Below are 2,962 nucleotides of genomic sequence, written 5' to 3'. Positions count from 1 at the left end.
TTATGAAGTAAGACCCCTCAGAGATGATGAGGTAGATAGGCTAGAAGTGGAAGTGCGGCGACGCATGGAGCGGACTAGTACTAATGGTTCGAGGACTTAACCAAGTTGAAAACGTGGTGTAAGGCTCAAACGAAGTTTGATTTACAGATTATGATTCAGTTTTGAGAGACCTAATTATTTCTCAATTAAATAACGTGTCGTGATGATGGCATTGAGGTCACACCTGTTCCCATACCGAACACAGAAGTTAAGCTCAATAGCGCCGAAAGTAGTTGGAGGATCGCTTCCTGCGAGGATAGGACGTCGCGATGCGACTTGAAACCACACCCACTCGGGTGTGGTTTTTTTGTGGGTTCAAAGTCAAATGATACTGATGACCGGTAAAATTTAATATTTTGAACCTTGCTTAGGCAGCTGACTTCACATTGTTGAGATCAGCTGCCTTTTGTTTTGAGGCGTGGTCAAAGTCAGCCCCTTAAGGCTGATAGTATCTGTGATAAAATTGAAAATCAACGTGATTAGATAATTTCAAAGAGTGAGGATGACAGAAATGTGATCCTCATTTTTTATAATTCAGAATCTACTGTATTTCATTTGAATGTGGATAAGATGCATGTAATTGGTGAGGCTTTGATAAGCATAAGCAGTGCGCACGATTTTCTTGAGGCTACAATTTTTACGATTACGGTAAAGTGCAGGTGTGCTAAGCTGCTTTTTAATTGCATTTAAAAATCCCAATAGTTATATCAGTGACGTAATTTATCGATTGGTAAATGATTAGTAGTTATAACGAACAGATGACTGCGAGTGACGCAAATGGTCAACGCACTTGCTATGAAATATTTTTACTGCCATGGGCAAAGTGATTATTAAGATCAACGTATCATCCATTAAAAGCGTCAGTCCCCTTAGAGTCGGTTTGGTGACAAACGAAGCAACCTGCTTAGCAAGTTCGATGGATTGCATAGTTGACCATTTTGAGTGTGATGGTCAGAAGGATTGGTTGATTTGTCAGACAAATACACCATATTAGACAAGGGGGCCTTTAGAAATTCTTAGTAAAAGACCCGTTTGTCTGACTGAAAGACATATTCGTCTGGCGAGCACTAAGGGGGAGTTGGCGGAATGGTGAGCTTGATTTTGCACTTGCGCCCTAGTGATCCACATAAGATTGGCTAAGAATTAAAATAGCTCGCCATGAATATGATTTGGATACATCACAGATATTATATAATCACCGATACCCAGATAGTTTCTAATGTGAGGCAGCCGATTAACTACGGCTTATAAAGCAGACGGGGAATGTTGCCTCCCCGACTAAACCAGAACTTGCGTTGTTTTGACATAAGGTCATAAGAAATTGCGGTTTTGCCAGATTAAGATGGATGATCTAACTAAACTGATTCGTTGAAACTAAGGTACGTCAGAAGATAAGGGCATATCGCCAGATAGACTTACTAGCGATTAAGGTTAGTAAATGCTGCGTTATTTAGATATAACGGCTGCGTCCAGGTGATGACTCATTTCTGGGGGGAGACGATAGGCTAGGATTACAGCGAGTGTTGGGATAAAACGTTAACATGCCCCAGGCTACTTTAGATAATGTTAATACCTGCCATTATAATCTGACGCAATGCTGGTAGCATCAGCGAATTAAGTGCACCAAATTCTTAAATTAGTGAGTGGCACTGTAATTTACAATCGTACAGGGTTAAGTAACCAGACCAGCAGTATAGAATGTAATCTTTAGCGTTTGGTCAGACAAATGTTCGATTAGGTCAGATAACATTTGTAGTAATCGCCAAGATGAGGTGGTTTTTACGGGGGTAGTCAGACAAAATACTTGATTAGGCAGATAAACAGGGCTTATTCGTGGATATGTCTTTAGGAACACTTAATAAATGGGGCCTTTATCTGACCAGTAGTGAGTTTTGTCTGACCAAATGCGGTGGGGGCGTTTCCGGTAGCGCGTGTTCCGTGACAATTACCTGGCCAAAAGCGACATTTATCAGGTGCGTGTGCTGTAATCAATTTTGTCGCTGTTGGCAGAACACTTGGGGGAGCCGCTATGAGCGAGAAGACGATAGCGGGATGGTCAGACTAATTTGCGATTTCATCAGATTTTAGCGGGGATCCATTAATAATAATTGGGGATTATGACGGTTTGGTCAGATAAATTCATCATTTGGCCAGAAGACAGGAACGGTCATGACGTGATGCGTTTAGAGAAAATTAATCATTTGCCAGTTAATCTGGCGTAATTGGTGAATCGTCTGGCATCAATAGACCCGATTAGTGCGGATTCGCCTATATGCTTAGTAATCAATAAGCGTGTTAATGTTAGTCGGTAAAGTAGTCATACGCATGCCAACGTCGTTAGAGAAAGTTAATCTGTTGAACTATAATCTGACTAAATAGCAGAATTCTCTGACGAGGTTATCATTTAGGAGACCTGTTGATGAGATGTTAGGTATTAGTAGCTTGGTTGTGGAGTATCTTTAGGCTTGTTATCGAGTACTTTGATAATGAGGGGTCGTGGCGCTTTATACGATCGCACAGTGTCGGCTTGTCTATGTCATCTTTGGACTTACTGAAGTACGTTTACTAACGCTGCCTGATACATACATCGTTATCCCTTAACAAATGTTATTGCGGTGATGACAGATTTAAAATTGGGGGTTGCATTCGTGCTATGAACGAGGTAATATATTTAAGTTATCTTTTGAAAGAAAGCAACATAAAATATGATTCAACAAAGTTGTTGACATATTAAAAAGCATTCTGTATTATATATTAAGTCGTCTCAGAGATATGAAATATCTGTGAACGACGTATGAAAATTGATTGAAATTAGTTGTTGACAATTTCTTCTTTCTTCTGTAATATAGATTAAGTCGTCAAGGCGACTAAGTAGGTCGTTGAAAACTGAATATCGTTTCGATGAAACAAATGTGTAGGGTCA

2 rRNA genes are annotated in these 2,962 nt (G+C 40.1%); both read left to right on the top strand.

Annotated features, from left to right (window positions below):
- Nucleotides 1-104: ribosomal RNA gene (locus tag ACJ28U_RS00115) — 23S ribosomal RNA — on the top strand; the annotation flags it as partial.
- A gap of 91 nt (nt 105-195) precedes the next feature.
- Nucleotides 196-312, top strand: a 5S ribosomal RNA gene (gene rrf, locus ACJ28U_RS00110).
- Nucleotides 313-2,962: the final 2,650 nt, after the last annotated feature.

Source organism: Weissella sp. MSCH1 (assembly GCF_045799135.1).
Lineage (GTDB): Bacteria > Bacillota > Bacilli > Lactobacillales > Lactobacillaceae > Weissella.
Note: the sequence above shows the minus strand (reverse complement) of the source record. Positions and strands in the feature narration are given on the sequence as shown.